Raw genomic sequence first — 5,390 nt, forward strand, 5'->3', positions numbered from 1 at the left:
AAGAATGAGGCCGCGCACAAAGCGGCCCGCACCCAGCGACCGGAATTGCTCGCCATGAGAACGGTCGGCATCTTCAATCGCCTGGCGGACCAGCGCGGTGACGACCGGCAGCACCAGCACGGCCTGCGCCAGCACCATGGCCTTGAAGGAAAACAGCCAGCCCAGAAAACCGAGGGGGCCGGTTCGCGAGAGCAACAGGTACACCACCAGCCCGACCACCACCGACGGAAGGGCCAGTGCCGTGTTGAGCAGGGCCAGAACCGCACCGCGGCCGCGAAAGCGCGACACGCCCAGCCACGCACCGAGCAGCAAGCCGCCGCTGCAGGCAATGAGGCAGGCACAAGCACTCACGGCCAATGAACGGGCCACGATGCTGGCCAGCATGGGATCGAGCGAGGTGATGAGCGTGAATGCCGTGGCGGCGCTGTCTGAGAAGGTGTTCATGTCAAAGCTGTGCGGCACTCTAGCCTAGGGCCTAAGTCCTTGATTTGCATCGGGAATCATCGCTATGAATTCATTTGCATAGGTCGGCAAACCCAAGCTGTCCACCGCGTCCCCGACCCGTTCCCGCCGACCGATGCACTCATAATCTGTGCACTTACCGTTTGCCATGCATAAAGTCGAACTCTCTTACCTGCTCACACCCCAGCGCGGCAAAAACGCCCTGATACGCAATCCGCTGATGGACATGCTCCATGCGGTGCGTGAGCAGGGCTCCATCTCCAAAGCCGCCAAGGCGCTCGACCTGTCGTACCGCCACGTGTGGGGTGCACTCAAAGACCGGGAGCAGACCCTGGGCCGAACGCTGATCGTCTGGGACAAAGGCCAGCGGGCACGGCTCACGGAATTCGGCGAGAAACTGCTTTGGGCCGAGCGGCAGGCACAGGCTCGGCTGGCGCCACAGATCGAAGCGTTGCGAGGCGACATCGAACGGGCCTTTTCCACCGCCTTTGACGACAACGCCCATGTGCTCACGCTGTATGCAAGCCACGACGCAGCGCTTTCTGCGTTGCGCGAGCAGGCGAGCCCGCGCGGGCTGCACCTGGACATCCGGTTCATGGGCAGCGTGGACGCCATTGCCGCCCTGAACGCGGGACGCTGCATGATGGCCGGATTTCACACGCTGGACCAGCCTGGCAGTCAGTCCGTGACCGCACAAACCTACCGCAACCTGCTCAAACCCGGACTGCACAAGCTGATCGGCTTCGCCCATCGCATGCAGGGCCTGATCGTGGCCAAAAACAACCCGCTGCAGATCGCCGGCATCACCGACCTTGCAAGGCCGGGCGTGCGTTACGTGAACCGGGCGGAAGGCACCGGCACGCGCGTGTTGCTGGACGAACTGCTGGGCAAAGCCGGTGTGGCGACTTCAGATATCGAGGGCTACCAGAGCCAGGAGCCATCCCATACGGCCGTAGCCCAGGCGATTGCCAGCAATGTCGCCGATGCCGGCCTTGGCATTGAAACGGCAGCGCGCGAGAAAGGCCTGGGCTTCATCCCGCTGGCGCAAGAGCGCTACCACCTGGTGTGCCTGAAGTCCGAACTGCCCACGCCGCAGGTGCAGGCACTGCTCAAGGAGCTCCAGAGCCGCGACTGGCAGGCCACGCTGGAAGAGTTGCCCGGCTACAGCGGCGAAACGGCCCAGAGCGGCAAGGTGCTGTCCCTGCGCGCCACTTTGCCCTGGTGGACATACCGCAAGGAAAAATTGGCGAAAAGTGCCTGAAATCCTTTATAGAAGAGCGCAGGCAGCTATTCTTTTTATAGCGCGCAAGACCTGAAGCCACAGAAAATATCATCCCGTCCGGGCAGGCAGAAGTTGCGGAAACGGGGATGCTTCAGGCGCGCACGTGTGGCGAACGAGCCGCCACGCAGCACCTTGTGGCTGCCGAACCAGGGTTCGGAATAGGCGGCGAAAGGACCGGGCACAAAACCCGGGTAAGCGCGAAAGGTGGTGCCCGTCCACTCCCACACGTCACCCCAGCGAAAGCCCCTGCGGGCGGCCGTGCACGCAGCGGTTTCCCATTCCACTTCTGCGGGCAGGCGGCGGCCAGCCCAGCGGCACCAGGCGTCAGCTTCCCACCAGCTCATATGCATGGCCGGCTGGTTGCCGAGCATACGCATGGCCTTGCCAAAGCGCGTCAGCATCACGGCGCCGCTGGCCACACCGATCTGTTCAACGTAACGCGGACCGCGCCTGCCCTCGCTTTTGACGGTGGCCTGCAACCACGCCCATCCCTCGGGCTGCCAGAACTCGGGCCGGTCATAGCCGCCGTCATCGACAAACTCCACGAACTGCGCCCAGCTCACCGGCTGCGCGTCGATCTCAAACTCGGGCACGCTGATGTCGTGCAGCGCCAGTTCGTTGTCGAAGGCAAAGCCTGCAGTGTCCGATGGTGCGGCAGAGCCCATTTTCCAGACGGTAGCCGGGACCAGCAGCGCRCCCCTCAGTGCCATGGACGGGGGCGTGAAGGCTTGCAATAAATCCTTTTCCATGGGCACACCCAGCATTTGCGCTGCGTGGGTCAAGGCTTCGGCCTGCATGTCCTCATAAAAGAGGCACAGGCGGTAGAAGTAGAGTGCATCGCTGTCTTCACCGGCTTTTCCCAGCAGTTCCAGTGTGCTTTCCAGCGTGTCGAGCAGATAGGCACGGCAAACGTCCACATCGGGCAGGTCAATCGCCCAGCGCTGGCTGTACGGAACACTCGCAGGGTCCCACCAGCGGTCGGCGTTGAGTTCCATCGAAGCGAGGCGGGTGTGCCCCGGTGCGCAGCGTATTCCCTGCGCGCGCTGCACATTGCGGCCGATCCACCATTCCTGGAACCAGCCGACGTGGCCGAGCATCCACAGCGGGGGGCTCAGCGGCGGGGAGGCCGGCACGGCAAAACCAACGGATTCCAGCGCCTGCTGGTACTGGCCAAAAATCCGCAAGGTGTGATTGCGGGCATCCATCAGCGCCAGCGACAGGACGTCACGGCCGGCGCTGCGCATGAGGGGCGAATCGATCTGGCGGTCCATCGCGAAAAAAATGATTGCTGGCGGGAGTAATGAAAAGGTGTAGCGTCTTGAACCCGCACAAAGTCTGGCAAGCACCGACACGAATGGACACAAACAAGACACCATCAAAGCCGCGCGCCGATTGAGGCCAGAATAGCAGACGGACGACCGGCTGGCGCGCATAAGTGTTTAGGTTGCATACTGGGCTCGAGGACAAACAAGGGGGCCTGCCAACCCGACGAAATATTGATGGCAAGGTGTCGCGCCACGGCGACTTACCCCCTTTTGTAACAACAAGTACACGGATAGACTCCCGCCAGTCGCCCCGTATCTTGAGAATGCCTGCAGGTGTCTGGAGGACGCATCGACTGCCCCTTGACCCCGCCCCTTGACTCACTCACCAGCACGCCACTTATGCAACCACACGATCTGAACTCATCGCCCGCCGAGCTCGACATGACGCTCCTGGACCTCGGGCCCCTGGCGTGGGTGCTGGAAGAACTGCGCAAGTCGCTGGAAGGCTCCAACAAAGCCCTGAAACGCTTTTTGCGGGAGGCTGAAGGCGTCAGCAACTCCGATCTTGCAGCACTCGATGCCGGCCAGTTACGCACTGCCCGCCAGCAGTTGCACCAGGCGGTCGGCGCGCTCGAGATGGTCGGCATGAGCGCGCCTGCGCTGGTCCTGCGGGCCATGGAAACGGCGGTGCAAAAGTTCATCCAGACACCGGGGCAATGCACGCAGGACGCTGCGACCAAAATCGAGCTGGCCGGTTTTTCCCTGGCGCATTACCTCGAAGACGTGCTGGCCGGCAAACCGGTGTCTGCGGTGTCGCTTTTTCCCCAGTACCGCGACATCCAGGGCCTGGTTGGCGCCGACCGCGTCCATCCGGCGGATCTCTGGGTGTTCCAATGGCGCTGGATAGAGCCGGTCCTTAATATCACCGTCGATGCCAGGGCGTACGGCGGGGAATCCAGGCAGCTGCTGGACCGGCTGATGCTGACCCTCATCCGTACAGGCGATGCAGAAGCCGCACAGAGCCTCAGCGATGTGTGCCTGGGCTTCGCCCAGGCTCAAACCGGCATCGAACCCAGGACCTTCTGGAAAATAGCAGCGGCGTATTTCGAAGCACTGGCAAAAGGGCTGCTGAAAATCGATCTCTATGTAAAGCGTGCAACCCTGCGCATCCTGCTGCAGTATGTCTGGCTGGCCAAGGGTACGGAGGCGTCGGCCCGGCTTGCGGAAGATCTGCTTTTCCTGTGTTCCCAGGCGAAAGTCCCGCGCTCCAGCGACGCACCGGTGCTGTCGGCGGTTCGTTCAAGTTATGGCTTGACGCGGTTCAAGCCGGTGGACTATGAGTCGGTCCAGTTCGGCCGCTTCGCCCCGGCCCTGATCGCACAGGCCCGCAAGCGCATCAGCTCGGCAAAGGAAACATGGTCTGCAGCCACCGCTGGAGACCTGAGCAAGTTCAAATCCCTGAACGACCAGTTCAGCCTGGTGACGGATTCACTGGTCAAACTGCATCCGCCGAGCGAGCCGATGGCGCGGTCGCTGACGCGCGTGATCGCCTCGACGGTCAGCTCGGGTCAGGCCCCCAGCCCCGAACTGGCGCTGGAGGTGGCAACCGCCGTGCTGTACCTGGAAGCCGTGTTTGACGATTTCGACCCCAACGACCCGCGCCTGTGGGCCCGGACAGCCCGGCTGGCGGAGCGGCTTGAAAGCGCCAGGACGGGCGGACAGCCACAACCCCTGGAGTCGTGGATGGAGGAGCTGTACCAGCGCGTCAACGACAAACAGACCATGGGAAGCGTGGTGGGTGAACTGCGCGTGGCCCTGGGTGTGCTGGAAAAATCCCTCGACAGCTTTTTCCGCACGCCGGAGGACAAAAAACCCCTGGCCGTGGTACCAGGGCAACTCGCGCAGATGCAGGGCGTGCTGTCCATGCTGGGGGTAGACCAGGCAGCCCTGGCGGTAATGCACATGCGTGAACTCGTGGAACAGATGCTCAAACCTGGTGCCAATGAGYAGCAGGCCCACATGGCAGGATCGGTCGATCGCCTCGGCAACAATCTCGGAGCCTTGAGTTTCCTGATTGACATGCTCAACTACCAGCCCGGCCTGGCCAAAAAGCTGTTTGTGTATGACGCGGTGAAAGGCGAACTGAAGGCCGACAAGGACAACTGAACCGCCAGGAGCGCGGCCGGGGTTGCGCCTGAAGGCAGCTGGTGAAATGCCCGAGAAAACACCCTTGTTTTAAACTGGMCGCCCCCGCGCACCGCCGGTACTGCGGGAACGCCATTGAAAGCACGCCATGAACGCCCCTGAAACACTTCCGGGCACCCCACCCCGGCTCACCAGCCTGTCGCATGGCGGCGGTTGCGGCTGCAAGATTGCGCCTG

At 62.5% G+C, this 5,390-nt stretch carries 4 protein-coding genes; 2 read left to right on the top strand and 2 right to left on the bottom strand.

Annotated features, from left to right (window positions below):
• Positions 1 to 444 (bottom strand): ABC transporter permease (locus AC1DWI_RS12875; protein WP_477724964.1); only part of this gene is annotated, 444 nt, incomplete at its 3' end.
• Between the two features lie 166 nt (positions 445 to 610).
• Here AC1DWI_RS12875 and AC1DWI_RS12880 point away from each other — a divergent pair.
• Positions 611 to 1,723, top strand: a complete 1,113-nt coding sequence (locus AC1DWI_RS12880; protein ID WP_477667980.1) for a substrate-binding domain-containing protein — start codon at positions 611 to 613, stop codon at positions 1,721 to 1,723.
• A 35-nt stretch (positions 1,724 to 1,758) separates the two neighbouring features.
• On the opposite strand, the gene senA is transcribed toward AC1DWI_RS12880, so the two are convergent.
• A complete protein-coding gene (gene senA / locus AC1DWI_RS12885; protein ID WP_477724965.1) occupies positions 1,759 to 2,988 on the bottom strand; it encodes a selenoneine synthase SenA in 1,230 nt (409 codons plus the stop codon).
• A 420-nt stretch (positions 2,989 to 3,408) separates the two neighbouring features.
• Here senA and AC1DWI_RS12890 point away from each other — a divergent pair, with 420 nt between their 5' ends.
• Positions 3,409 to 5,175: a FimL-related protein gene (locus AC1DWI_RS12890; protein WP_477724966.1), complete on the top strand. Its 1,767-nt coding sequence runs from the start codon at positions 3,409 to 3,411 to the stop codon at positions 5,173 to 5,175.
• The last annotated feature ends 215 nt before the right edge of the window (positions 5,176 to 5,390 follow it).

The sequence above is a fragment of the Polaromonas sp. P3_C2 genome (assembly GCF_056402675.1).